General features: G+C 43.1%; 29 protein-coding genes. 28 read left to right on the forward strand and 1 reads right to left on the reverse strand.

Annotated elements, in window-relative coordinates:
* Positions 1–41 precede the first annotated feature (41 nt).
* The 4 genes from ACFSJY_RS14605 to ACFSJY_RS14620 all read left to right on the forward strand — a co-directional run bounded on the left by ACFSJY_RS14605 (position 42) and on the right by ACFSJY_RS14620 (position 4,884).
* A complete protein-coding gene (locus ACFSJY_RS14605) occupies positions 42–818 on the forward strand; it encodes a DUF2145 domain-containing protein (protein ID WP_386035722.1) in 777 nt (258 codons plus the stop codon).
* 123 nt (positions 819–941) lie between these two features.
* The gene (locus ACFSJY_RS14610) at positions 942–1,754 is read left to right on the forward strand and encodes a DUF4437 domain-containing protein (RefSeq protein WP_386035725.1); all 813 of its coding nucleotides are present in this window, start codon (positions 942–944) and stop codon (positions 1,752–1,754) included.
* Between the two features lie 192 nt (positions 1,755–1,946).
* Complete coding sequence (locus ACFSJY_RS14615) at positions 1,947–3,065, forward strand: pyroglutamyl-peptidase I family protein (protein ID WP_386035728.1); 1,119 nt, start codon at positions 1,947–1,949, stop codon at positions 3,063–3,065.
* 205 nt (positions 3,066–3,270) lie between these two features.
* Positions 3,271–4,884 carry an HAD family acid phosphatase gene (locus ACFSJY_RS14620; protein ID WP_386035730.1) on the forward strand — a complete coding sequence of 538 codons (1,614 nt, stop codon included), beginning with the start codon at positions 3,271–3,273 and terminating at the stop codon, positions 4,882–4,884.
* Positions 4,885–4,954: 70 nt separating this feature from the next.
* Here the strand turns inward: ACFSJY_RS14620 and ACFSJY_RS14625 are convergent, their stop codons facing one another.
* A complete protein-coding gene (locus ACFSJY_RS14625; RefSeq protein WP_386035733.1) occupies positions 4,955–7,153 on the reverse strand; it encodes an OsmC domain/YcaO domain-containing protein in 2,199 nt (732 codons plus the stop codon).
* 373 nt (positions 7,154–7,526) lie between these two features.
* On the opposite strand from ACFSJY_RS14625, the gene ACFSJY_RS14630 reads away from it, so the two are divergent.
* The 24 genes from ACFSJY_RS14630 to rpsK all read left to right on the forward strand — a co-directional run bounded on the left by ACFSJY_RS14630 (position 7,527) and on the right by rpsK (position 25,597).
* Positions 7,527–8,831 (forward strand): hypothetical protein, encoded by a 1,305-nt coding sequence (locus ACFSJY_RS14630; RefSeq protein ID WP_386035736.1) that lies wholly within the window; start codon positions 7,527–7,529, stop codon positions 8,829–8,831.
* The gene (locus ACFSJY_RS14635) at positions 8,831–9,577 is read left to right on the forward strand and encodes an MlaA family lipoprotein (protein ID WP_386035739.1); all 747 of its coding nucleotides are present in this window, start codon (positions 8,831–8,833) and stop codon (positions 9,575–9,577) included. Before ACFSJY_RS14630 ends, ACFSJY_RS14635 begins: the two co-directional genes overlap by 1 nt.
* Before the next feature lie 69 nt (positions 9,578–9,646).
* A complete protein-coding gene (locus ACFSJY_RS14640; protein ID WP_386035742.1) occupies positions 9,647–10,339 on the forward strand; it encodes a potassium channel family protein in 693 nt (230 codons plus the stop codon).
* 239 nt (positions 10,340–10,578) lie between these two features.
* A complete protein-coding gene (locus tag ACFSJY_RS14645; protein WP_386035745.1) occupies positions 10,579–10,746 on the forward strand; it encodes a periplasmic nitrate reductase, NapE protein in 168 nt (55 codons plus the stop codon).
* A gap of 15 nt (positions 10,747–10,761) precedes the next feature.
* Positions 10,762–11,943, forward strand: a complete 1,182-nt coding sequence (torC, locus tag ACFSJY_RS14650; protein ID WP_386035748.1) for a pentaheme c-type cytochrome TorC — start codon at positions 10,762–10,764, stop codon at positions 11,941–11,943.
* A 14-nt stretch (positions 11,944–11,957) separates the two neighbouring features.
* Positions 11,958–14,423: a trimethylamine-N-oxide reductase TorA gene (gene torA / locus ACFSJY_RS14655; RefSeq protein ID WP_386035751.1), complete on the forward strand. Its 2,466-nt coding sequence runs from the start codon at positions 11,958–11,960 to the stop codon at positions 14,421–14,423.
* A gap of 13 nt (positions 14,424–14,436) precedes the next feature.
* Positions 14,437–15,069, forward strand: coding sequence for a molecular chaperone TorD (gene torD / locus ACFSJY_RS14660; protein WP_386035754.1), 633 nt, complete (start codon positions 14,437–14,439; stop codon positions 15,067–15,069).
* A 102-nt stretch (positions 15,070–15,171) separates the two neighbouring features.
* A complete protein-coding gene (locus ACFSJY_RS14665) occupies positions 15,172–16,320 on the forward strand; it encodes a porin (RefSeq protein WP_386035757.1) in 1,149 nt (382 codons plus the stop codon).
* A 165-nt stretch (positions 16,321–16,485) separates the two neighbouring features.
* Entirely contained in the window at positions 16,486–18,237 is a 1,752-nt protein-coding gene (locus ACFSJY_RS14670) for a substrate-binding domain-containing protein (RefSeq protein ID WP_386035760.1), read from the forward strand.
* 27 nt (positions 18,238–18,264) lie between these two features.
* Positions 18,265–18,963 (forward strand): hypothetical protein, encoded by a 699-nt coding sequence (locus ACFSJY_RS14675; protein WP_386035763.1) that lies wholly within the window; start codon positions 18,265–18,267, stop codon positions 18,961–18,963.
* Between the two features lie 263 nt (positions 18,964–19,226).
* A complete protein-coding gene (gene rplN, locus ACFSJY_RS14680; RefSeq protein ID WP_386035766.1) occupies positions 19,227–19,595 on the forward strand; it encodes a 50S ribosomal protein L14 in 369 nt (122 codons plus the stop codon).
* Between the two features lie 12 nt (positions 19,596–19,607).
* Entirely contained in the window at positions 19,608–19,922 is a 315-nt protein-coding gene (gene rplX, locus ACFSJY_RS14685) for a 50S ribosomal protein L24 (RefSeq protein WP_386035769.1), read from the forward strand.
* Positions 19,923–19,936: 14 nt separating this feature from the next.
* Entirely contained in the window at positions 19,937–20,476 is a 540-nt protein-coding gene (gene rplE, locus ACFSJY_RS14690; protein ID WP_115998818.1) for a 50S ribosomal protein L5, read from the forward strand.
* 11 nt (positions 20,477–20,487) lie between these two features.
* Positions 20,488–20,793, forward strand: a complete 306-nt coding sequence (gene rpsN, locus ACFSJY_RS14695) for a 30S ribosomal protein S14 (protein WP_386035772.1) — start codon at positions 20,488–20,490, stop codon at positions 20,791–20,793.
* Between the two features lie 13 nt (positions 20,794–20,806).
* Positions 20,807–21,199 (forward strand): 30S ribosomal protein S8, encoded by a 393-nt coding sequence (gene rpsH, locus ACFSJY_RS14700; protein ID WP_386038403.1) that lies wholly within the window; start codon positions 20,807–20,809, stop codon positions 21,197–21,199.
* Positions 21,200–21,210: 11 nt separating this feature from the next.
* Positions 21,211–21,744 carry a 50S ribosomal protein L6 gene (gene rplF / locus ACFSJY_RS14705; protein WP_386035775.1) on the forward strand — a complete coding sequence of 178 codons (534 nt, stop codon included), beginning with the start codon at positions 21,211–21,213 and terminating at the stop codon, positions 21,742–21,744.
* 9 nt (positions 21,745–21,753) lie between these two features.
* Complete coding sequence (gene rplR, locus ACFSJY_RS14710; protein ID WP_386035778.1) at positions 21,754–22,107, forward strand: 50S ribosomal protein L18; 354 nt, start codon at positions 21,754–21,756, stop codon at positions 22,105–22,107.
* Between the two features lie 9 nt (positions 22,108–22,116).
* Positions 22,117–22,623 carry a 30S ribosomal protein S5 gene (gene rpsE, locus ACFSJY_RS14715; RefSeq protein ID WP_386035781.1) on the forward strand — a complete coding sequence of 169 codons (507 nt, stop codon included), beginning with the start codon at positions 22,117–22,119 and terminating at the stop codon, positions 22,621–22,623.
* Positions 22,624–22,629: 6 nt separating this feature from the next.
* On the forward strand, positions 22,630–22,809 hold the full coding sequence (gene rpmD / locus ACFSJY_RS14720; RefSeq protein WP_115998823.1) for a 50S ribosomal protein L30: 180 nt from the start codon (positions 22,630–22,632) through the stop codon (positions 22,807–22,809).
* A 2-nt stretch (positions 22,810–22,811) separates the two neighbouring features.
* Positions 22,812–23,246, forward strand: a complete 435-nt coding sequence (rplO, locus tag ACFSJY_RS14725) for a 50S ribosomal protein L15 (RefSeq protein ID WP_386035784.1) — start codon at positions 22,812–22,814, stop codon at positions 23,244–23,246.
* Positions 23,247–23,254: 8 nt separating this feature from the next.
* Entirely contained in the window at positions 23,255–24,577 is a 1,323-nt protein-coding gene (gene secY / locus ACFSJY_RS14730) for a preprotein translocase subunit SecY (RefSeq protein WP_386035787.1), read from the forward strand.
* A gap of 19 nt (positions 24,578–24,596) precedes the next feature.
* Positions 24,597–24,713, forward strand: a complete 117-nt coding sequence (gene rpmJ / locus ACFSJY_RS14735; protein ID WP_074496180.1) for a 50S ribosomal protein L36 — start codon at positions 24,597–24,599, stop codon at positions 24,711–24,713.
* Between the two features lie 123 nt (positions 24,714–24,836).
* Entirely contained in the window at positions 24,837–25,193 is a 357-nt protein-coding gene (rpsM, locus tag ACFSJY_RS14740) for a 30S ribosomal protein S13 (RefSeq protein WP_115998826.1), read from the forward strand.
* A 14-nt stretch (positions 25,194–25,207) separates the two neighbouring features.
* Positions 25,208–25,597, forward strand: a complete 390-nt coding sequence (gene rpsK, locus ACFSJY_RS14745) for a 30S ribosomal protein S11 (protein ID WP_076420861.1) — start codon at positions 25,208–25,210, stop codon at positions 25,595–25,597.

The raw sequence follows: 25,597 nt of genomic DNA on the forward strand, positions 1-25,597 counted from the left end.
CAAATGGATTTTAGAGATGGATGATTGAGCCGGAGGCAATGATGAAGAACTTATTTTTTATTTTAGTAACTTTATGCACTTTACATGCTACTGCGGGCAGTAACCAAGCGACAGAAGCTAAGTTTAAACCAGAAGAAATTGCTACATTTGCTAAAAATGTCGAGAAATATGCGGCTAAGAAAGGCGCAAGAGCGTTTATTGTAGCGCGAGTGGGCCAGCCAAAATCAGAACTGCCAAAGGGTATTGAATTCACGCATACTGCCATTGCTGTCTATTCCGAAATAACGTTAGACAGCGGGGAAAAAGTCAATGGATATGCTATTCACAATCTTTATCAGAATGCCAAAAATGGGGACAAAAGCTCGTTGGTGACTGATTACCCCGTTGACTTTTTTTGGGGAACACACGAACTGAAAGCGGGTATTATTATTCCTACTCCTGATCTGCAGAGTAAAATAATAGAGGTAATTGCCAGTGGACAAAACAAAGTGCTTCACAACCCGAAGTACTCTTTGATTGCTAACCCATTTAACAGTCAATACCAAAACTGTACTGAGCATACACTCGACATTATTAATGCAGCAATATACCAAACCACAGATAAGCAGCAGCTAAAGGCTAATGCAGAAGCCTACTTTGAGCCACAACGTGTAAAGGTTAATCGATTCAAACTTGCTTTAGGTGGCCTGTTTGCCGAAGGTATTACGACGAAAGACCACAGTGGCAAAGTGAAAACAACGTCGTTTAGCTCTATTGGCCGATATTTAGAGAAATATGAACTTACGAGCGAAATAGAGATATTCCAGTCGCAGGGATAAATAACGCTTGCGTACGACTATTATCAACGAATGGTAGAAACTATTTCTATCATTCGTGCAGTTATCAGCTAAAGTAAATTGAAGTAAGGTCTTTTGCCTTATTTCTATTCGGATTTACTCGCTATGAAAAAATTGCTTAATTCGCTCATCATCACGTCGATATTCCCATTATTTATTAGTAGCTTCTCATATGCCACTCCTGCAAAAGTGTCAGTGGTAATATCTGCTGAACAAGTTCAATGGGGTTACCTTAACCCACTTCGAGGTGACAAAAGCCCAGGCGCAGCTGACTTGTGGGGCGATAGAACAAAAGATACGGCAACTGGTATGTTAGTGCGCTTCAACAAAGGTTTCTCATCTCCACCGCATATCCATAATATTTCGTATCGAGGTGTTGTCATTCAGGGCGCTATGCATAATGACGATCCAACAGCAGGTAAAATGTGGATGCCGACAGGATCTTTTTGGACACAGCCTGCAGGTGAAAATCATATAACTGCTGCTGACGGTCAAACGAATTTAATCTATTTGGAAATTGATAGTGGCCCTTATTTAGTCAAGCCCTCGAAAGAAGCATTTAACAATGGCGAGTTGCCAATTAATCTTGCGGCATCAAACATGGTTTGGGTGAGCTCAAAACAGGATGATCTCGCAACATCGTTTCTTTGGGGAAGCGCAGAGCCTGGGCAAACTGGTGGCGTATTAGTTAAGCTACCCAAAGGCTATAAAGGTCAATTAAAGGTGAATGGTAACGAACTTAAGGCGGTTGTAATTTCCGGTGAGCTGTCTTATCAAAGTGAAGAAATTACATCGTCGACATCTTTACAAGCTGGAAGCTATTTTAGTTCGTCGAGCCCCTTTACCCATGAGTTGACTGCGGCTTCGGAAACAACGTTATACATCCGCTCTGATAACCAATTCCAATTTATTAATTAACTTTGGTATTTGATGGATAAAAACTATGGCAGCATCGGGTTAATAACTTGATGCTGAAGCTATGCCGTTTTGCAATTCTCATACGCGAAACTTGCTATTAAATCGGTTCCCTCTTATGTTGTTGTTTTTCCTTCTGTCAATTTACCTATGATGAAAAAACGACTAATAGCGAGCGTGACTTGCGCATTGTTAATGCCATTCTTTGCTCTGGGCAAAAGTGCTACCTATTTCACTGTTGAAGAAGCTCGTATCGAAAAAGCAAATGAAGCGAATCCGGTTATGTTTAGTGTGCATAACGATCGTGTTCAAGCATTTGAACAGTCGTTGAAGACTATAGAGACACTTCCTCAATTAGAAAGCATTGTAGTTGAGCACGGTAAACGCTTATTTAAACAAGCTGTTGAAAATATTCAGTCCTCTCAAAGCTATGACGATCGAGCGCTCTACTGGACTCGATTGCAAATGACTAAACTGATTCGCGCCAATGAAACTTATCGCAAGTTAGATGACACTGCACAAAATGCATTAATGTTTGCTTTTGAGTTAGCAAGCCGCGGTGTTGGCCAAACGGGGTTTGGCACAAAAACAGATAAAAAAATCCTCATCACTGGCTTCGATCCGTTTTTCCTTGATAGAAATATTGAGCAATCTAACCCGTCTGGCATCGCTGCCATGATGTTGGATAATAAAGTGATTTCTCATCAAGGTAAGACGGCAGAAATACAGTCTTTGATGGTGCCAGTACGATTTGTAGACTTTGACCAAGGCATTATTGAAACTATGCTGACTGAGCACTTTGCTCATGTCGATATGATTGCCACTATCAGTATGGGGCGAGAGGATTTCGATTTAGAGCGCTTTCCTGGTTTACGTCGCAGTGCCAAAGCACCAGGTAACTTAAACGTTTATACTGGCGCAAGTTCTGAGCAACCTTTAGTACCATTCTTGCGAGGCGAAATATTGTCAGGGCCAGAATTTGTTGAATTCTCGTTACCTGTAGAAGCGATGCAAAAAGCGACGGGCCCCTATAAAGTGATTGATAACCATAAGGTGGAAACCCTCCAAAAAGGCAAGTTTGAAGCAAAGTCGTTAGATGAACTTGCTAACAGTACATCAGTGAATGGTTCTGGCGGTGGTTATTTATCTAATGAAATATCATATCGTAGTATTTTGCTGCGAAATGCTCTGAAGCCTAATTTGCCCGTTGGGCACATTCATACACCTAGAATTAAAGAATGGAAGAAAGCTGAAGTGAAAGGCATTGTTGACCAGATTGAAGGTATGCTGAAACAGGCAATACCCGTTATATAGTAAAAAGATAATCATCTAGAATATTAAGGCGCTACAGTTAGCGCCTTTTTTATGCCTGAGCAAAATCCGTCCTTATATTGAGACGGAAGATACAGACCATCAGCTTATTTAGGCCGTAATAAATATTTCATGGGTAATTGGTACTGAAAAATAGGCAAGGGTGTGATAATTTCTCTTGGATAAAATTAACCAATTGGACAACTTTATGAATATTAGCCAAGTTATGAAAGGTATAGCGTTAGCAGGAGCTAGTGCTCTGTTAAGCGTTTGCCAAGCAGCTGATGGTAATGAAGCTGCGGCTTCATTGCACCACAATGGCTTAGTTGTGACGACATGGAATGTTGAGCATTTAGCATATCCAGCCACTGACGGCTGTACTCCTCGAACCGACGCTGAAATGGAAAAACTTAAAGCGTACGCGAGCTCTCTAGAGTCAGACATCGTTGCGTTACAAGAAGTTGCTTCGTTGAAAGCTGCAGCACAGTTGTTCCCTGAAAGTGACTGGCAGCTGTTTATCTCTGAGCGTGAAGATAGCCCAGCATACATTTGTCGTAAATCAGGTCGAGAATCTACCCAGCAAAAAGTTGCCTTCGCCGTCCGTAAGGGTATTAAAGTGAATGACGTTAACACGTTCAGCCCATTAGGTTTGGACATGGTGGGTCTACGTCATGGGTTAGAGCTTGATGTTGATTCTGAGCTCGGCACCATCAGCTTGTTGAATGTTCATATGAAGAGTGGTTGTTTTGTTGATAACTACAGCCGAGAAGAGAAAGAGGCCTGTGAGATCTTTGCAAAGCAAGCCCCAATTCTTGACAGTTGGGTAGAGGCTAAAGAAAAGCAAGATAGCACTTACGTCGTGCTGGGTGATTTTAACCACCGTTTATCTGCTCCATACAATCGCTTAACCATGGAGCTAATGAAAAATTCGGATAACACAGTATCGTCTTTAGTGAATACCAGTGCTGACATGATAGGTTGTCACCCTTATTATCCTGCCCCTATCGACCATATTTTAGTGGGTGGCTTCAAAGGTGATTTGAGCAAGTCGTCAACAGCTATTCTTTTTGACGACATGGACCCTAAAGCCATGTTGAGTGACCACTGTGCTGTGTCTTTTGAGCTGACAATACCTCAACATCCATTATCGACAGCGGTTAAATGGCAAGTTGAAAGCAAAGAATATGGCTACCTAACACGTTCCATTTACCAAGGAGCGACCAATACCATTAATCGTAAACCTCTGCCTAACACGCCTTGGGTTGTGATGATGGATATTGATGAAACCGTATTAAACAATGTTGCTTATCAAGTCGGTATTGAACAAGCCGGTCAAACTTACCACCCCGATACATGGGCTGCTTGGGTAAAATCTGAAAAAGCGACTTTGGTGCCAGGTGTAAAAGGCTTTATTGAAACGGTGCTTAACAAAGGCGGGAAATTAGCACTAGTGACTAACCGTGACAGAACGCTTGATCATCACACGTGGCGAAACTTACAAGCGCTTGGTTTACCAGTATCACCTGAAAATACGTGTTTGATGGGACGTACAGCAGAAGATAAAAGCAAAATCGATCATTCTATGATTGTGAATGATAAAGACCTGAGACGTCAGCAAATTGAAGCGGGTACTGCGAGTTGTTATGCATCTGCGAATAAGCGTCACTCAAACTTTTCAGCGCACAAAATAGTGATGCAAGTAGGTGACAACATTGAAGACTTCGCTAAAGTAACGCAAGAAGATGCCGACGCAGAAGCACTATTGTCATCGTCTGATGGCAGTCTAGTGTTGTTGCCAAATGCAATGTACGGCTCCTGGTAAAACATAAATTTGCCATTAAAAAAGGGAAGTCACGACTTCCCTTTTTATTCCTTCAATGACGCTGCTTAAATTACTGTTTAGCTAACTTCGCTCTCGCGCTATGAAGCTTCTTGTAACTCTCGATAAGGCGCAGATGTGGCTCGATACCTTCAAGTGCCATACTCGTTTCGGTGAGTCCGTGGAAATTGTTTTCGCCGTTAATCAAACCAATGACCTCTGCCATTCTTTCCTCACCGAACATACGTGTTAGGTTATGTTGATAATGTTCAAAATCTAGTTCGTCATTCAGCGCAATCTCAAGCGTGGTGTTGACCGCATGGAAGAACATAGTACGTTCAACCGTATTGTCGTTGTACTGCAAGAAATCGCCAATCAACTCATGTGCTTGTTCTAAGCCACCAACAGCAAGATAAATAAGAATTTTAAGTTCGATAATCGTCAGTTGACCCCAAACCGTATTCTCATCAAACTCAATGCCAATCAGCGTGCGGATATCGATATAGTTGTCGAGCTGACTGTCTTCTAGTCGCTCTACTAGGTCGATAAGCGCGTCTTCATCTAGACGGTGAAGGTTAAGAATGTCTTCACGATACTCTAATGCTTTGTTGGTGTTATCCCAGATTAAGTCTTCAACGGGATATACTTCTGAATAATCTGGCACAAGAATACGGCATGCGCTTGCGCCGCCATCCGGTGTTAATCCATCAAAATTAGCAATGTAAACTTCTTTGCCCATGGCTTCTAAAATACTTAATAGTGCAGCATTTTCTTCTTCATTGGTGCCAGAAAAATCCCATTCGACAAAATCATATTCGTTAGCGCTACTAAAGAATCGCCATGAAATAACACCCGTTGAATCGATAAAGTGCTCGACAAAATTCTCAGGCTCTTGAACCGCTTTACTATTGAATGTGGGTTTAGGTACATCATTTAACCCTTCGAAGCTGCGACCTTGTAATAGCTCAGTTAAGCTTCGCTCAAGTGCTACTTCAAAACTTGGGTGAGCGCCAAATGAAGCAAAAACACCGCCGGTTCTGGGGTTCATTAACGTGACACACATCACTGGGAATTGACCGCCTAGTGACGCGTCTTTAACAACAACAGGGAAGCCTTGCTCTTCAAGCCCTTGAATACCGGCAAGGATACTTGGGTACTTTTCGAGAACAGTTTGAGGTACATCTGGCAGCACAATTTCTTGCTCAATAATTTGGCGTTTCACTGCACGTTCAAATATTTCCGACAAACACTGAACTTGCGCTTCATATGTGTTGTTGCCCGCACTCATACCATTACTCAAGAACAAGTTCTCAATTAGGTTTGATGGGAAGTAAACCGTTTCACCGTCTGAGTGACGAGTGTAGGGGATTGACACAATACCGCGCTCAATATTGCCCGAGTTTGTATCAATCAGATGTGACCCGCACAGTTCATCGTCAGGGTTGTAGATGCCAAGCGTGTAGTCGTCTAAAAGGCCTGCGGGTAACGCATCGTCGCCTTCTAATGGAAACCACTTTTCGTTGGGGTAGTGAACAAACTCCGCATTTGCGATGTCTTCACCAAAGAACTGATCGTTATAGAAGAAGTTGCAGTTTAAGCGCTCGATAAATTCGCCTAATGCTGAACACAGAGCGCTTTCTTTAGTGGCACCTTTGCCGTTAGTGAAACACATTGGCGAAGCTGCATCACGAATATTGAGCGACCAAACATTAGGTACAATGTTACGCCAAGAAGTGACTTCGATTTTCATGCCCAAGCTTTCTAGGATGCCCGTCATGTTCTCTATGGTTTTCTCAAGTGGTAAGTCTTTACCCAGAATGAAGGTACTTGCATCTTCGTCTGGCGATACCATGATCATTGCTTGCGAATCTGCATCAATACTGTCGACAGCTTCAACCTTAAATTCAGGGCCCGTCTGAATAACTTTTTTCACCGTGCAACGATCAATTGAACGCAAAATACCTTGGCGGTCTTTTTCCGAAATGCTTTCTGGCAACTCTACATTGATTTGGAAAACTTGGTTATAACGGTTCTCAGGGTCAACAATATTGTTCTGCGAAATACGGATGTTATCGGTTGGGATATCGCGAGATTTACAGTACACCTTAACGAAGTACGCCGCACACAAGGCAGATGACGCTAAAAAGTAGTCGAACGGGCTAGGTGCAGAACCATCACCTTTATAGCGAATAGGTTGGTCAGCAACGACCGTAAAGTCGTCAAATTTTGCCTCGACACGAAGGTTGTCGAGAAAGTTAACTTTAATTTCCATAGTGGACCTAGGTTTAGCGCGCTGTTTATCAAACTTAGCAGTAGTTTGTTTATAACGGCATATTGTACTGAAAAACTATGTGCTAATTATCGGCGTTTTTACTTCAATAGTCTTGGTAAATTTCCTAATGTCTCTGAAAAAGATTCTACAGTAAGGTGCTTTTAATATCGGGGCTACTTTGCACGACAAACTGTTTGATCTGCATGGTATTTACGGTATAAGTAGATAAGTGCGTTACAAAATGTTTCTGATAGCAGTGCATGTTATGTGAGTTTTGTGATCGTAGTGTGGTTCGTAACATGAAGTGCTTAATAGAAATTAAACATTGGCCATATTTAATGGCGAATTACATTTAAAAAAGAAGGGGAAAGTAGTGCGGTTTATATCAATCCTACTTGTTTTTCTGCTGCAGGCGTGCAGCAGTACAAAGCAAACAGACGAGGTTGCGGAGGTTGAATCTCCAACGTGTAATTTAGCCTACACCAAGTACCAAGCCACAGTAACAGGGTATTGTCAGGAGGAGAGGGCAAACCTCATCGAAGACCTCCCGATAGAAGAAAAAGAGCTCGAAATGAGGTCAACGGAGGATATTCCTGAGTTTTTCTGGTACAACGAGAAGCTTCGCTACTCCCTGATTAAACAAGAAAACAAAGCACCAATGGCCTTTGTTATCGCAGGTACAGGTGCATCACATGATACGGCCAAAATGGTTAACTTGCAGCAGGTACTGTTTGAGCAGGGGTATCATGTCATTTCACTAGCATCGCCAACCTTTTCTAATCACATCATCAATGCAACAACGCGCAGCGACATGATCGGTGACTTAGAAAAAGACGCCAAAACGCTGTATCGCATTATGAAGATAGTAGACAAGTTAGCGAAGCAAGAAGACGGCGTCGATGTCGACGGGTATGTGCTAACCGGCTATAGCCTGGGAGGTGCTCACTCTGCGTTTATTTCTCATTTAGACGAGACTGAAAAAGCGTTCAACTTTGAAAAAGTGGTCATGGTGAACCCGCCAGTCAGCTTATATAACTCTGTCTCTATTTTAGATGGCTACCTAGATTTAAAAACCAAACGTGAGCAGTCTTATCAAATGTTCGAACGCATCATTGATAAGTTTGCCGAAGGGTACGCTGAGAGCGAAACCTCGAAATTTAATACCGACACTATTTATGCAATGTTTGGTGAAGCAGACTTAACGGAAGAAGAGCTTCAGTTGCTTATAGGTGTCGCATTTAGAATGTCATTGAGTGATATGCTTTACGCAATTGACCTAACGTATGATTTGGGTGCGCTAACCTACAAAAATCATGAAGTATCAAAATTTGAATCGGTGACTCATTCAATGGATCGCGCTGCTGCTATTACCTTTCAAGACTACTTTGAAAAAGCCATGGTGCCATGGTCGCAGGAAGATGATCCAAGTGTGACCAGAGAGTCCCTCATTCATAAGTTAAGTTTGCGTAACATCGAAGATTATCTAAAAGGTTCTGAGAAAATCAGTGTTGTGACTAATGCTGACGATATCATTTTGGCAGAAGGTGAAGTGGAATATCTTCAATCGCTTTTTGGTAACCGAGCAAAGATTTTTGAGCGTGGTGGTCACTGCGGAAATATGGATCGCGTAAGCTTTGTCAACTACATGAAAACTCAGTTTGCAGGAGCACAATTATAATGAACGCGTTAACAAAAAAATTAAATTCGCTATTGTGCATTGCCTTCGTGTTAAGTCTGAGTGCTTGTTCTTCAAAGCCCAAGTTGGAAAGTGACGCGATACCGCCGCGCGTTGAACAACCTGGTGAAGCCGTTAATCGCCAAGTATATGATGACCCATTTGAAGGTTTTAACCGTCGTATGTACTACTTCAATGCGAAAGCTGATGAGTACGTGATACTGCCAGTAGTGAGTGGTTACAAAGCCGTCATGCCTGATTTTGCAGAAACTGGGGTTAGTAACTTCTTCTCTAACCTTGGTGAAATACCGACGTTTATTAATGCTGTCTTGCAGTTTAAGTTGGGCGTTGCAGGTGAAACATTAGCGCGTTTTGCTACAAACTCAACAATAGGTTTGGCAGGGTTTATTGATGTTGCGACACCAATTGGACTCGATAAACAAAATGAAGACTTTGGCCAGACACTAGGTCACTGGGGTGTTGGTCCTGGTCCTTATCTAGTGCTGCCATTCTTGGGGCCATCATCAGTGCGGGACGCAACTGGCTCGTTAGTTGATATGGCTGCATATCAAGCGACAATCGATGAATTTGGGATGAAAGACGAAGAAGAGTTGTTTCTTAATTTCCTAAGAAGTATCGATGCGCGAGCAAATGTTCCATTCAGGTATTATGCATCAGGTTCTGCGTTTGAATATGAACGCATGAGAACCTTGTATATGAAGTATCGTGAACTACAAATTGAACGATAGTCCTCAAAAAACGGCGACACTAAGTCGCCGTTTCATTTCTTAACTATGCACTAATGTAATCCATCCGTTATGTCTAATTTGCAAAATAAACATCAATCAATGTCGTCTGACGACAACTTTATTTATTTAACGGTGGCACTAACGACTTTACTGGTTGCTATGGCATTTGCGCAGCAGTTCTTTGATACCTCAGTACAACGTTTAGTTCAGTCAGCAACGGTTGTCACATTAATTACCGTTGTGTGGCGCGCCGATGTAAGTGAATTTGTTACACGCAAAAATTATATTTTCTTGGTCGTCATTTTTTTTAATGCGGTCGCTGGTTATTGGCTTGATAGCAGCAACTTGCAATATACCCACGTATTAATATTGCTCGTGTTTTTTATATTGACTGCCTTGCGAGTTGCCAAACAAGTATTATTCAGCGGTGAGGTGACAGGCAATAATATACTCGGTGCTATTTGCTTATACATCCTGATGGGGCTTATTTGGGCGTTGGGTTATACGTTAGTGGCAATGATGTTTACTAACTCGTTTAATGGTGTTGGCGAAACACATAACTGGTTCGATTTATTACCTACCTTTGTTTACTTCTCATTTGTGACATTAACAACCTTGGGATTTGGCGATATTTCGCCCGTTATTGCGATAGCGCGCATGTTGGTGTATTTAGAAGCGGTAGTTGGGCAGTTTTATTTAACCATTTTGGTAGCAAGCTTGGTTGGTGCGCATATGTCTAATCGCGCGAAAACAAAATCATGAGCAATAACGTCAATTAGACGAGTTTGATAAGCCGATACAAAGCTCTATTTCTATAAAGGTGCTTTGCCTCAAGTAATCACTTACCTCGACTAGAGGCGCACTCTAGAAAGTTAAGTAGCCCTTAAGTTAATTCACTCAAAATTCCTTGCGCTTTCAACAAGCTATACTAGGCTTGAAGTATGCAGCTAATTGGTTACTGGTGTAACCGCGAAAGAAGTATCTTCAAAGCAGGGGGAGCTATGTCGGAACACGATAATGAAGGTGCAGTAGTTAAAAGAAGAGAAACTAAGGCACTAATTGTCATATTGGTATTCTTCTTTCCCATTGTTACCACAGCACTCGTTGGCAGTTACGGTTTCATTGTGTGGTTTTCACAACTCATTTTTGGTCCTCCAGGCCACGGCTAAACTCAAGGACGAAACATGCTCACCAGTTTGAAAAAGTTTTGGCAGGTCATTGCCAAACCAAGCGTCTACTTTAGCCTTGGCACCATAGCGTTTAGTGGTTTCATCGCAGGTATTATATTTTGGGGTGGTTTTAACACAGCTCTAGAAGTCACCAATACAGAGGAATTCTGTATCAGTTGCCATGAAATGAAGGACAATGTGTATGTAGAGCTGCAAAGCACCCCTCACTGGAAGAATCCATCGGGTGTTCGCGCTACCTGTCCTGATTGCCACGTCCCTCACAATTGGACAGATAAAATAGCGCGAAAAATGCAAGCGTCCAAAGAAGTATGGGGAGCTGTATTTGGCACAATTAATACACCTGAAAAATTCGAAGCAAAACGTGGCGTACTAGCACAGCACGAGTGGGCACGACTAACGGCCAATAATTCATTGGAATGCAAAAACTGTCACGACTACAAAAGCATGGATTGGGAGCGTATGAGCGAGCGAGCAGCTGTGCAAATGAAAGTTGCCGCTGAGCGTGATCAAAGTTGTATTGATTGCCATAAGGGTATAGCACACAAACTACCGCAAGATATGAACGCAGGCTCTGGTGTGGTGGCGGAGTTAGAAGCTTTCTCTACCTCATCACTAAATCCTAGCGAAGAATACTACAGCGTCCGTCAGCTAGCCTTGTTCCAAGATCAAGCATTGAAAACGGAAGCTGGCCAACTTAACGCAGCAACGCGAGTGAAAATTCTCAAGCAAGAGGGAAATGCTATTCAAGTAGAGTTGAGCGTGTGGCGCAAGAACAAAGGTTTTGGCCGCGTTATGTTTGAAGACTTCGCTATGAATATCAATGATGGCTATTTAACGCCAGAAGTAGCGCAAGACGACAACTTTGTCTCAACCGCAGGCGAAGAGAAAATCGATGAATTAACCGGACTGCCTTGGCAACCTATTAAAGTGAATGTCTGGATGCGTGCCAGTTCATTAGCCACAAGTAACGAAGACCTTTGGGCGTATGCGAAAGATAAATACACAACATCTTGTAGTGTTTGTCATGCACAACCAGCGGAAAACCACTTTGACACGAATACTTGGCCAGGCATGTTCAACGGCATGTTGTCTTTCGTAAACCTCGATGGCGACAGCCAAGCGCTGATTCTTAAATATCTGCAAAAGCATTCTTCAGACTTTAATGCGCACCATTAATAAGGAAGATCACAATGGCAATTTCAAGACGTAGTTTTTTAAAAGGTCTCGCTGTTGGTGCAGGGGCGAGTCTAATTGGCCCAAGTTTATTAACGAAAGCTATCGCGGCTAACGGGCCTGATGGAACATGGAAAATAACCGGTTCGCATTGGGGCGCTTTTCGGGCAAGAGTGCTCGGTGGTATTGTTCAAGAAATCCAACCGCTAGAATCTGACCGCCATCCAACGGACATGATCAATGGTATAAAAGGGATTATTTATAGCCCGTCGCGTATCCGCTATCCCATGGTGCGTTATGACTGGTATCTGAAACGTCATAAAAGCGACACCAGCCAACGTGGCGACAACCGTTTTATACGAGTTACGTGGGATGAAGCGCTCGACATGTTCTATGAAGAATTGGAGCGTGTGCAAAAAACCTATGGTCCGCAAGGGTTGCATGCTGGGCAAACAGGCTGGCGGCAAACAGGTCAATTTCATTCGTGCAATTCACATATGCAACGTGCAGTTGGTATGCATGGCTACTCAGTAAAAAAAGTAGGTGATTACTCTACGGGCGCTGGCCAAACAATTTTACCTTACGTCGTTGGATCGACAGAAGTATATGCCCAAGGTACGTCATGGGAACTGATTCTTCAGAACAGTAAAAATATTGTCTTGTGGGCCAGTGATTTACATAAAAACCTGCAAGTTGGATGGAACTGTGAAACACATGAATCATATGACTATCTCGAACAATTGAAGGCGAAAGTCGCTAATGGTGATATACGTGTTATCAGTATTGACCCAGTAAAAAGTAAGACGCAGAAATACTTAGATTGCGAACATATGTACGTCAACCCTCAAACTGACGTCGCGATGATGTTGGCAATGGCGCATACCCTATATACAGAAGATCTGTATAACAAAGAGTTTATAAAAACGTATACGCTAGGTTTTGAAGATTTTGTCCCTTATTTGCTTGGTAAAGGGGAAGATAAAACAGAGAAAACTGCTGAGTGGGCAAGCGGCATTTGTGGTGTGTCGGCTGAAAATATTAAACAACTTGCCAGAGATTTAGCAGCGAAAAGAACACAATTCTTATTTGGTTGGTGTATCCAGCGTCAACAGCACGGTGAGCAACCCTATTGGATGGGAGCGGTACTGGCATCGATGTTAGGAGAAATTGGTTTGCCGGGTGGCGGCATCAGTTACGCGCATCATTACAGTGGTATTGGCGTATCTTCTACAGGCGCTGCAGCGCCGGGCGCCTTTCCATTAAACCCAGATAATAATGATGATCGAATTCATAAGAACCAAGATTTCAAAGGTGCTAGCAGCACTATACCTGTTGCACGTTGGATTGATGCGATTGATCGGCCAGGCGACGTGATAGATGCCGCAGGTGCAAAAATTACCTTGCCTGATATTAAAATGATGGTGTTTAGTGGTAACAATCCATGGCATCACCACCAAGACCGAAACCGTATGAAACGTGTTTGGCAAAAATTGGAAACGGTAGTTGCTGTAGATTTTACGTGGACAGCAACCTGTCGTTTTTCAGATATTGTGTTACCGGCATGCACCCAATGGGAACGCAATGACATTGATGCCTATGGTAGCTACAGTGTCACAGGTATTATCGCCATGCAAAAATTGGTAGATCCACTTTATCAGTCGCGCACCGACTTCCATATTTTTACAGAACTAACAAAGCGCTTTGGAAAGCATAAAGAATACACTCGCAATATGTCTGAAATGGAATGGGTGCGTCAGTTGTACAATGACTGCCGAACCGTGAATTCAGATGCTGGTCACCCAATGCCAGACTTTGATACGTTCTGGAAAGAAGGCTTAGTCACCTTTAAAGCGGGCAACAGTTGGACACGTCATGCCGATTTCAGAAAAGATCCTGAACTTAATTCGCTTGGGACACCATCAGGTTTTATCGAGATATTTAGTCGCAAGATAGATCGCTTTGGCTATGACGATTGTAAAGGACATCCGATGTGGTTTGAGAAGTTTGAGCGTTCGCATGGCGGTCCAATGTCAGATAAATTCCCGGTTTGGCTGCAGTCTTGTCATCCTGACAAACGCCTACATTCACAAATGTGTGACTCTACAGAGTACAGAAACACATATGCGGTCAAAGGGCGCGAACCTATTTATATGAGCCCACAAGATGCGAAAGTCAGAGGTATTGACCATGGTGATATTGTACGAGTGTTCAATGAACGCGGACAGCTACTCGCTGGCGCAGTGGTAACAGATGACTTCCCGCCGGGCGTAGCACGCATACATGAAGGTGCTTGGTATGGACCGATTGATGAAACAATAGGCTCTCTGGATACTTATGGTGATCCGAATACAGTCACCATGGATTGGGGGGCGTCGAAACTATCGCAGGCGACCAGTGCAAATACCTGTTTAGTGCAGATAGAGAAGTTTAAAGAGAAAGCCCCAGAGGTGACCTCTTTTACATTCCCAAGTTCTGTCGTGTAAATAGAGAAGTTAAATGGACGTAGTTGAAAAAGAGTTAGTTGAAGCTCGCGCCAATATTTGTTGGTGGTTCTCAACCTTATTTGCACATGAGCTCTCCGAAGTGCAGCTGTCGAGTTACTTGAAAGGAGATGGCGCCAAGTATCTTAAACAGCTCGAAAGTATTGAACTATTTGAAGACCACATTTCAACGCTGCGTTCAGCGCTTGAAGCATTGAACACACATAAAATACCTCACCTTGAATTGGCTGCGCAGTTCACCGAATTGTTTTTAACAGACGCTAAAGCGGGAGCGCCGCCTTACGCGTCAGTTTACCTCTCAAAAAGCGGTTTAATGTTTCAAGAACAACATCAAGCTATGGTTAAGCTGCTTGCAGACAAAGGCATAGTCGTTGACAAAAATTTCAACGAGCCGGCTGACCATATTGCAATTCAGCTAGATTATTTGGGTAACCTTATTTTGAGAGGATTAAGTAGTGGCGCTAGCAACTCGATTGAGGCTGAAAAAGAGGCGTTTATCAATGCGCACCTGTTGAATTGGTTACCACTATTGATAAAAAAGGTAAAAAGTAAACGTACAGCCTCCCCTTTTTATACCGCGTTGTTGGTGATGTTAGTGGATTACTTGGAAGAAGAAGTTAAAAGATAACCATGTTTTAGTGACTCCAAAATCGCTAAAGCTTTGTCATTTGCTGGATTTATAAATGACAACACTAGAAGAATAACTATGAAAACACTAAGGATGAACCTTATGACAAAGGCAAGTAAACAACTGAGTGCTTTAAGTCTTGCAGTAGCAACAGTTACTGCGCCTGTGAGTGCAGTAGAGATTTACAAAGACAGTAAACATAGCGCGTCATTAACCGGTCATTACCAGATTCAACATGTATCAAGTGATGGTACCGACGAATTTGTTGATAGTAATTCACGTATTGCTTTTGGTTTTGACCGACAGCTTCAGCAAGGCTGGCAAGCACTTGGCTATTTGGAGCTAGGTGTTGAACTTGCTGAAAACAATGGTGGACTTGTTATTTCCGGTGACGGTATCAAAGGTTCATCGTCAAAAGACGATAGCGTTTGGTTGCGCCAAGGCTTCGTTGGTGTAGAACATGAAAAATACGGAAAAATTACTCTGGGTAAACAATGGGCCAGTATTTATACGGTGTCAGGACAGGCTGATATATGGCACTACTTTGGTGGTGATGCAGCGGGTATTTACAATTTAGGTAGTGATGGTGGCTTCTCTGGTACTGGTCGTGCTGAACAAGCATTGCAATACAATAATCAATTCGGTGATTTATCTGTCAGTGTGCAATTCCAGTCAACGCAAGAAGAAATTGACGTCTATGATGAGTTCGGCGAGGAAATTCCGGGTGTTACTGCTGAGTTCGACAACAGTTACGGCTTTGGTTTGAAATATTCGTTGCCATTTAATGTGCACCTCGGTGCAGGTTACAACGAAGCAAACTTAAAGTTCCGCTCTGATGCAGTAGGGGCTATAGATATTGATGATACGCTTACAGCCTTTTCAATTTCATATGGTACAAGCAAAAATGATCCTTTCTATATAGTTGCCATTATGGTGGAAGGTGAGTTCCATGAGCTTAATGACAGAAACGCATTGATGGAAGATACTATTGGTCTTGAGCTTTGGGCGAGTTATCGATTTGCTGACGATAAAGCGATGGTCTACGCAGGTTACAACTCACTTGAAGATGACTCTAGCGGATTAAACAACAGTTATGAGCGTAATTCGCAAATGGTAGGGGCTGCATATTTCTTCGATCCATTGTTTGATATCTTTGTTGAATTTCAACAGGATGATAACTCTACAGCAGCAGATGGCTCTGACCTAGGCCGAGAGGATACACTTGCTGTAGGTGTTAAATACGTCTTTTAAAGAGACAAAAGTTTTAGCCAGTCAAAGCCAACCAGCAGGTTGGCTTTTTGCGTTTTTAGGCGTTTAAGTATTTAAATGACTTAAAAAACCTTTCACAAAAATGACATAGATTCCCGTTATTCTCTACAGCCCATTTGGCATCATTGAGTTTGAAGTGGAAGTAAGATGTTTAACTCGTTTAAAGGGAATAAGGCTGAAAGTAAGCCTAGTTTAGAAGAACAAATTGGGAGCCTTGCCGGGCACGTCAAACAAAAATTCGACATCACAGTCTCAGTATCACAAATGCTTGATGATGCAAGCTATCGCTTAACCGTACTGCATGAGCTAAGAACGTTAGGTGATGCGCAAATTAATGAATTATTGGATAGCATTACACAGCTGTCGTCTATTGACTCCAATCAAGGAAAAGCGGCGGCTGATACTCAGCCATCTCGTCATCAAAACGTCATTATTCTGCTAGGGGCAGCGCTCACTATAGTCACGCTTAGTTTTTTGTATATGTTTGCTATGAGTGACTCTGCATCACCGCGTCAAGATGTTCAGCCTCAAGTGTTACCTAAAGTCGTTGCCCAATCTGCAGCTTCTCAGCCTGTTCAAGCAACGGCACAACCCGCTCAGACAGATTCATTGTTAGAAAATGGCCTGCCTGTCTTACCTGTCGCAAATCCTGATATGGTCTTTCGTTTACATGGCTCGAATACTATTGGCGAAAAACTTGCTCCGGCACTCATTGAAGCTTTCTTTGAGCAACGTGGTGTTAAGGAGTTTGAGTGGGTTCAAGGTGAAAGCGACGTAGAGCGCACCGTACAATTCATCGAAAAAGGCAGTGTTAAGGCGGTTGAGCTACATGCACATGGCTCGGGCACGGCTTTTAAAGATATGCTTAGTGGCAGCGCTGATATTGGAATGGCTTCTCGGCCAGTTAAGGTAAAGGAACTTACCCAAACCAAAGCGGCGCTAGGAGATTTAAGCCGTGTTGGTAATGAGCATATCATTGGCCTAGATGGCTTAGCCGTTATTGTGAACCAAAACAGCCCTATAAAAGCAATGTCAATTGATACGCTGGCGAAAATATACTCGGGTGAAGTCACTAATTGGGGACAAATAGGACAGGCTGAGGGTGAAATAAAGCTGTTCGCACGTGATGCGAATTCAGGTACTTGGGATACGTTTAATAAGCTGGTGCTTAAAAAAACGGGCAAGAAACTCTCTTCGACGGCCTCAAGGTTTGAATCAAGCTCACAACTTTCCGAGCAGGTATCTCAAAATGAATTTGCTATCGGTTTTATTGGCTTAAATTACATTGGCCACAATAAAGCGCTGGCTATTACCGAAGGGCGCGGCGCAACCCCTATTTTCCCAACTAAATTCACCGTAAGTACCGAAGACTATGCGTTATCGCGTCGTTTGTACTTATACACTCCAACAGCAGCATCAGCACTAGTAAAAGACTTTGCCCAATTCGCTATTGGTCGTGAAGGCCAAGAATTGGTCGATGAAGTTGGCCTAATTTCGCAAAATATTCGCTTGCAACAAGTCTACGCGTCAGAAGGAGCCCCGCGTTCATACAATAACTACACACGCCAGGGCCAACGCTTGTCACTTAACTTTCGCTTCAATCACGGTAACGGAGACCTCGATAATAAAGGGCAGCGTGATTTACTTCGCCTAATCGAGTTTGTTGAGAAGAATCCAGGTCGTCGCGTTGTATTGATGGGCTTCTCAGATAGTTCTGGTGCACAAACAAGTAATAGACAGCTTTCCTATCGCAGAGCAAAAGCGGTAGAAAAAGAACTGGTCTCTCGCGGTATTCCAGTCATGGCGGTTGAAGCTTATGGTGAGCTTTTGCCAGTTGCTAACAACAATACGGAAGCAGGACGTGAACGCAATCGTCGTGTTGAAGTATGGGTGATCTAGTTTACGAACATCAATTTAGGAATGGATATGTTTGCAATATTAACTGACAGAGAAAATATCGCGCAGGTCTTTGAAAAATATTCTGTACCGCAGGCACTTCAGGTAAAGCAAAACTTCGATGCGGTATTTACTCAACTTAAAATTCCATCAGCAGAACTGATTGCGCAAATGGAAGCGGAAGGTTTATCACTGTCTGATTTAGACACCCAGGTATCGAAAAATTCACGCGCAGCAGTTGATATACCAGCGAGTGTTATTCGCTCTAACTTGTACCGCATGTTCCTTAATCATCAAGAGCTCCTTGTTGCAATGGAAGGGCTAGCATACTCAGAACGTATTGAAGTGCGGGAAATGCTCGATACGCTTGAACACTACCTTAAGTTACCGTCTCCTGCGTTAATGGAGCGCATGGCGGCAGAAGGTATCGCTATGCCAAACGCCGCAAAGAAAGCGACTTCGGCATGTAGTGATTCCCAAGCAAGTGAGAAAGTGCTTGCTGTAAAAGATAAATTGTCCAAAGCGCTAGGTGGTCAAGAGAATGCACCAGTCAACAATATTAAAGAGTTCCCCAAAGTGCAGACTGAGAACGACCGTATTCTTGCGGTTAAAAATAGATTAAATGCGATAGCTGTGGAGCAGCAACTTCGAGAAGACGCTATTGAACCTGAACTAGAAATTGAAGGTTCTGCCGCGAAAAAGTTTCTTCTTAATATGATCAAAACCTAGTTCACGTCGTAAAAGAAGACACACAAGACTATCGTAGACATGATAGAAAACATTGGCTTGGCTTTATTTTGAGCGGTACTTGTTCTTCTTTTACTCACTGCCTTTCGGCGAGTTTTTCTGCACACTAATTAATTGATTAAATAAAGTACCATTTTTTTTAGTGTGGTGTTATAATCTCGCGCCCGCCGAAATCCGGTCGGGTTTTAAAGGCAGTGACGGGTCAAATTTCTGGCCTTGAATTTAATAACAGCGGAGCACATAAAATGATCCAAATGCAAACACAGCTAGACGTTGCTGATAACAGTGGCGCTCGACGCGTGCAATGTATTAAGGTCCTTGGTGGCTCGCACCGTCGCTATGCACGCATAGGTGACATCATCAAAGTTGCAGTGAAGGAAGCTATTCCTCGCGGTAAAGTTAAAAAAGGTGATGTACTGAACGCGGTAGTGGTGCGCACTAAAAAGGGCGTTCGTCGCCAGGATGGCTCAGCCATTCGCTTTGACGGCAACGCGGCTGTAATGCTTAATGCAAACTTACAGCCAATTGGTACTCGTATTTTCGGCCCAGTAACACGCGAACTTCGTAACGAGAAGTTCATGAAAATCGTGTCACTAGCGCCAGAAGTACTATAAGGAGTCACGATAATGGCATCTAAGATTCGTCGTGATGATGAAGTAATCGTACTTGCAGGTAAAGACAAGGGCAAAACTGGTAAAGTTACTAAAGTTCTTGTTGAAGAAAGCAAAGTATTTGTGGAAGGCGTTAACCTAGTTAAGAAGCACCAGAAGCCTGTACCTCAGTTACAGCAAGCTGGCGGCATCATTGAAAAAGAAGCACCTATCCACGTTTCAAACGTAGCGATTGTTAACCCTAAAACGGGTAAAGCAGATCGCGTAGGTTTCAGAACTGAAGACGGCAAAAAAGTTCGTTTCTTCAAGTCTGATAACGAATTAGTTTAATATTGGAGTAAACGATGGCGAAACTGCATGATTTTTACAAAGATACAGTTGTAGCTGAACTTCAAAAGAAGTTCGAGTACAAAAGTGTCATGCAAGTCCCTCGGATTGAAAAGATCACCCTAAACATGGGTGTTGGTGAAGCTATTACTGATAAAAAAGTATTAGAAAACGCCACAAATGATCTTACTGCAATCTCAGGTCAAAAGCCTTTAATCACGAAAGCACGCAAATCAGTTGCTGGCTTCAAAATTCGTGAAGGCTACCCTATTGGCGCAAAAGTAACTTTACGCGGCGAGCGCATGTGGGAATTCTTAGAGCGTTTAATCTCTATCTCAGTTCCTCGTATCCGTGATTTCCGTGGCTTGAACCCTAAGTCGTTCGATGGCCGTGGTAATTACAGCATGGGCGTGCGTGAGCAAATCATTTTCCCTGAAATCGACTACGATAAAGTCGATAAGATCCGTGGTATGGATATTACTATCACTACTACTGCGGCATCTGACGAGGAAGGTCGTGCTTTGCTGACTGCCTTTAACTTCCCGTTCAAGAAATAAGGTGTAGAGTTATGGCTAAATCATCTATGAAAGCACGCGAAGCTAAGCGCACTAAATTAGTCGCTCAGTACGCAGAAAAGCGCCGTGCACTTAAAGAAATTATCTCTAACGTAAATTCTTCTGAAGAAGAGCGTTGGGATGCAGTATTAAAACTTCAATCTTTACCACGTGACTCAAGTTCTTCACGTCAACGTAACCGTTGTAACGTAACAGGTCGTCCACACGGCTACTTACGTAAGTTCGGCATGAGCCGTATCAAGCTTCGTGAAGCGATGATGCGCGGTGAAGTACCTGGTCTTAAGAAAGCTAGTTGGTAATAAGGAGAAAGCAATTATGATGACTGATCCTATCGCGGACATGTTTACACGCATCCGCAACGGTCAATCTGCATCTAAAGGTGCAGTAACTATGCCTTCTTCAAAGCTAAAAGTAGCTATTGCTAACTTGCTTAAAGAAGAAGGTTACATTTCAGATTACTCTGTAGAAGCTGGTGTTAAGCCTGCTCTTACTGTTGAGCTGAAATACTTCGAAGGTAAAGAAGTAATCGAAACAATCAAACGTGTTTCACGTCCTGGTCTACGTGTATACAAAGGCAGCAACGAGCTTCCTCAAGTATTAGCAGGTCTAGGTATTGCTATTGTTTCTACTTCTAAAGGTTTAATGACTGATCGCGCTGCTCGCACTGCGGGCCTTGGTGGCGAGATCATCGGTTTCGTAGCGTAAGGAGCAAGAATATGTCTCGTGTTGCAAAAGCACCTGTGTCAATTCCTGCAGGCGTTACTGTTACGTTATCAGGTCAAGACATTACTGTTAAAGGTCCACAAGGTGAGTTGACTCGCACTATTAACGGTTTAGTAAACGTTGCTCAAGAGGGCGAAACTATTACTACTACTGTCGCTGAAGAGTCAAAAGCTGCGTGGATGCAAGCTGGTACAGCTCGCGCTAACATCAACAACATGGTTGAAGGCGTAGCTAAAGGCTTCACTAAGAAATTAATTCTTAACGGTGTTGGTTACCGTGCAAAAGCTGCTGGTAAAGTGTTAAACCTTTCTTTAGGTTTCTCTCACCCAGTTGACCACGCTATCCCTGAAGGGGTTAAGTGTGAAACTCCAAGCCAAACTGAAGTTGTGCTTACAGGCGCTGACAAGCAGTTGGTTGGTCAAGTTGCTGCGAACATTCGTTCGTACCGTGAGCCAGAGCCTTACAAAGGTAAAGGTATCCGTTACGAAGACGAATACGTTCGTCGTAAAGAAGCTAAGAAGAAGTAGGGTAATACGATGGATAAGAAAACATCTCGTTTACGCCGTGCAAAACGTGCACGTGCAAAAATCAGCGAGTTGGGTGCGAATCGTTTAGTTGTATTCCGTACTCCTCGTCACATTTACGCGCAACTTATCGCTCCAACTGGTTCTGAAGTAATTGCAACTGCATCTACTTTAGATAAAGAAGTGAAAGCACAAGTTGAAAAAACTGGTAACAAAGCTGCAGCAGAAGCTGTAGGTAAAGCAATCGCAGAACGCGCAAAAGCGAAAGGCATTGAGTCTGTAGCATTTGACCGTTCGGGTTTCCGTTACCACGGTCGCGTTAAAGCGTTAGCAGAAGCAGCTCGTGAAGCTGGTCTTCAGTTCTAGGAGTTGGTCATGGCTAATGTAGAAAACACACAACAGCAAACAGATATGGCTGAAAAGCTAATCGCTGTTAACCGCGTATCAAAAGTGGTTAAAGGTGGTCGTATTTTCAGTTTCACAGCATTAACTGTAGTTGGTGACGGTAATGGCCGTGTTGGTTTTGGTTACGGTAAGGCACGTGAAGTTCCTGCTGCAATCCAAAAAGCAATGGAAAAGGCTCGTCGTAACTTAGTAACTGTTGACTTGAAGGGTACTACTCTTCAGCACCCTATCAAGGGTCGTCACTCAGGTTCTAAAGTTTACATGCAACCTGCTTCTGAAGGTACAGGTATCATCGCCGGTGGTGCGATGCGTGCAGTACTAGAAGTTGCTGGCGTACAGAACGTATTGTCAAAAGCATACGGTTCTACTAACCCAATCAACGTTGTACGCGCTACTATCGGCGCTCTTGCGAACATGAAATCGCCTGAGTCTGTAGCAGCTAAGCGTGGCAAAGACGTTGCTGACATCTTGGGGTAATTAAGCATGGCTAAAACAGTTAAAGTAACTCAAGTAAAAAGCTCAATCGGTCGTTTACCGAAGCATAGAGCTACATTACGTGGTCTTGGTTTACGTCGTATCAATCACACAGTTGAGTTAGAAGATACTCCTTCTGTACGTGGTATGATTAATCAAGTACATTACATGATTAAGGTGGAGGACTAATTATGCGTTTAAATACATTATCTCCTGCACCAGGCAGTAAATCAGCCAAGAAACGTGTAGGTCGCGGTATCGGTTCTGGTTTAGGTAAAACAGGTGGTCGTGGTCACAAAGGTCAGAAGTCTCGTTCTGGCGGTGGCGTACGTGCAGGTTTCGAAGGCGGTCAAATGCCTTTAAAACAACGTTTACCTAAATTCGGTTTTACTTCTCGTAAGTCTTTAGTTCACGCTGAAGTTCGTTTACACGAGTTGAACAAAATCGAAGGCGATGTTGTTGACATTCACACGCTAAAAGACGCTAACCTTATCACGCGTAACATTGAAACAGTTAAGATCATGCTTTCTGGCGAGATCACTAAGCCTGTTACAATTCGTGGTATTGGTGTTACTAAAGGCGCACGTGCAGCCATTGAAGCTGCTGGCGGTAAAATCGAGGAATAATACAGAGTATGGCTACACCAGGTATGGATAAAGCTCAAGGTGGTTTAACCGAGCTGAAACAAAGATTATGGTTCGTGTTCTTAGCACTAATCGTGTTTAGACTAGGATCATTTGTGCCAATCCCTGGTATTGACGCCGCTGTATTAGCTCAGTTGTTTGAACAACAAAAGGGCACCATCGTAGAAATGTTTAACATGTTCTCTGGTGGTGCACTTGAGCGTGCCTCTGTACTGGCTCTAGGTATTATGCCGTACATTTCAGCTTCGATTATCATGCAGTTAGGTACTCATATGGTACCTAGCCTGCAAGAGCTAAAGAAAGAAGGTGAAGCTGGACGTCGTAAGATCAGTCAGTACACTCGCTACGGTACTTTAATATTAGCAACAGTCCAATCGATCGCGATTGCTCGCGGTTTACCGGCTATGATGCCAGGTCTCGTTATTAACGAAGGCTTTGGTTTTTATTTTGCTGCGGTAGTATCTTTGGTTACTGGTACCATGTTCTTAATGTGGTTAGGTGAACAAATTACTGAGCGTGGTATCGGTAACGGCATCTCGATTCTTATTTTTGCTGGTATTGTTGCTGGTATGCCATCAGCTGTAGGTCAAACTGCAGAGATGGCGCGTCAAGGTGAATTGCACTTATTAGTATTATTGCTAATTGCAGTGATTGTATTTGCAGTGACTTTCTTCGTTGTTTTTGTTGAACGTGGTCAGCGTCGAATCGTTGTTAACTACGCAAAACGCCAACAAGGTCGTAAAGTATTTGCTGCGCAAAGCACTCATTTACCATTGAAAGTAAATATGGCTGGTGTTATTCCACCTATTTTCGCTTCAAGTATCATCCTTTTCCCAGGTACACTGGCGAACTGGTTTGGTCAAGGTGAAGGTGCAGTAGCTGATTTCTTCCAGAACTTGTCTATGACAATTTCTCCGGGTCAGCCGCTATACGTAATGTTACTCGCTGCAGCGATAATCTTTTTCTGCTTCTTCTACACGGCGTTGGTTTTCAACCCGCGTGAAACAGCAGATAACCTGAAAAAGTCTGGTGCGTTTATTCCGGGTATTCGTCCGGGTGAACAGACTTCGAAATATATCGATAAAGTAATGACGCGTTTAACCCTAGCGGGTGCGTTATACATTACTTTTGTTTGTTTGGTTCCTGAGTTTATGATGATCGCGTGGGACGTACAGTTCTACTTTGGTGGTACTTCGTTACTTATCATTGTTGTTGTTATCATGGACTTTATGGCACAAGTACAAACTCATTTGATGTCTCATCAATATGACAGCGTGCTTAAGAAAGCTAATCTTAAAGGCTACGGCCGATAAGATTTGACGGAGTAGTAAGATGAAAGTTCGTGCATCCGTAAAAAAGATTTGCCGTAACTGTAAAGTTGTAAAGCGTGCAGGTGTGGTTCGTGTTATTTGTAAGACCGATCCTAAGCACAAGCAACGCCAAGGTTAATCTTTAAATGCGAGTGTCATCACTTAGGTGGTGACACTTAAATTTGCAAAAAAGAGTCAGGTTGAGTATCCTAACGGGCTTTTCAACCTGTGGTTATTAATTTTTAATATAGGAGATGTGTTAGTGGCCCGTATCGCTGGCATTAACATCCCTGATCGTAAACATGCAGTAATTGCCCTTACTGCGATTTACGGTATCGGTTTGACTCGCTCAAAAGCAATTTTGGCGGCAACTGGTATCGCAGAATCTACAAAGATCAGCGAATTAGACGAAGCTCAAATTGATTTGCTTCGTGCAGAAGTGGATAAGTACACTGTAGAAGGTGACTTACGCCGTGAAGTTTCTATGAACATCAAGCGTCTGATGGACCTTGGCTGTTTCCGTGGTATTCGCCATCGTCGCAGTCTACCTCTACGTGGTCAACGCACTAAAACAAATGCGCGCACCCGTAAAGGTCCTCGTAAGCCTATTAAGAAGTAGCGAGGTAATTAGACATGGCTAAAACTCCAGTTCGTACGCGTAAACGCGTAAAAAAACAAGTTGCTGATGGCATGGCTCATATCCATGCTTCTTTCAACAACACAATCGTAACTCTTACAGACCGTCAAGGTAATGCATTATCTTGGGCGACTGCTGGTGGTTCAGGTTTCCGTGGTTCACGTAAATCTACTCCATTTGCTGCTCAGGTAGCTGCAGATCGCGCTGGTAAAGCTGCGCAAGAGTTTGGTTTGAAGAATATTGAAGTATTCGTTAAAGGTCCAGGTCCAGGTCGTGAATCTGCGATCCGTGCTTTAAATGCTGCTGGTTTCAAAATCACCAACATTACTGACGTTACTCCTATTCCTCATAATGGTTGTCGTCCTCCTAAGAAACGTCGCGTTTAA

The organism is Thalassotalea euphylliae, from assembly GCF_042682785.1.
Taxonomy (GTDB): Bacteria; Pseudomonadota; Gammaproteobacteria; order Enterobacterales; family Alteromonadaceae; genus Thalassotalea_F; species Thalassotalea_F euphylliae.